Here is a 584-nt window from a genome sequence, read left to right on the forward strand (position 1 = left end):
ACTACATGAAGTTGGAATCGCTAGTAATCGCGGATCAGCATGTCGCGGTGAATACGTTCCCGGGTCTTGTACACACCGCCCGTCACACCATGGGAGCGGGTTTTACCAGAAGTAGGTAGCTTAACCGTAAGGAGGGCGCTTACCACGGTAGGATTCGTGACTGGGGTGAAGTCGTAACAAGGTAGCCGTATCGGAAGGTGCGGCTGGATCACCTCCTTTCTAGAGTCGGCATCAGACTCAAACGTTCACACTTATCGGCTGTTGGTATAAAAGAACATCACCTAGGGGGATTAGCTCAGCTGGGAGAGCACCTGCTTTGCAAGCAGGGGGTCGTCGGTTCGATCCCGTCATCCTCCACCAAATGCTTTTATGTGTGCGCAAACGCAGACATAAAAGTAGTACCGTTCTTTAACAATCTGGAAGAAGTAAAAGTTTTATTAAGCGATATCGAAAGATATCACTTAGGGTAGTAGTAAAACTCATCAAACACAGTAGTAAATGCTTGAACTTATAGCCGTCAAGGTTATAGGGACAAGTGAATAAGTGCACATGGCGGATGCCTTGGCGATTACAGGCGATGAAGG

The 584-nt window shown here is 47.9% G+C and carries 1 tRNA gene and 1 rRNA gene; both read left to right on the top strand.

From position 1 onward, the window contains the following. Window positions 1–219: ribosomal RNA gene (locus GTP41_RS26765) — 16S ribosomal RNA — on the top strand; the annotation flags it as partial. A 65-nt stretch (window positions 220–284) separates the two neighbouring features. Continuing rightward, window positions 285–360, top strand: a tRNA-Ala gene (locus GTP41_RS26770). Window positions 361–584 lie beyond the last annotated feature (224 nt).

The organism is Pseudoduganella guangdongensis, assembly GCF_009857475.1.
Lineage (GTDB): Bacteria > Pseudomonadota > Gammaproteobacteria > Burkholderiales > Burkholderiaceae_D > Rugamonas > Rugamonas guangdongensis.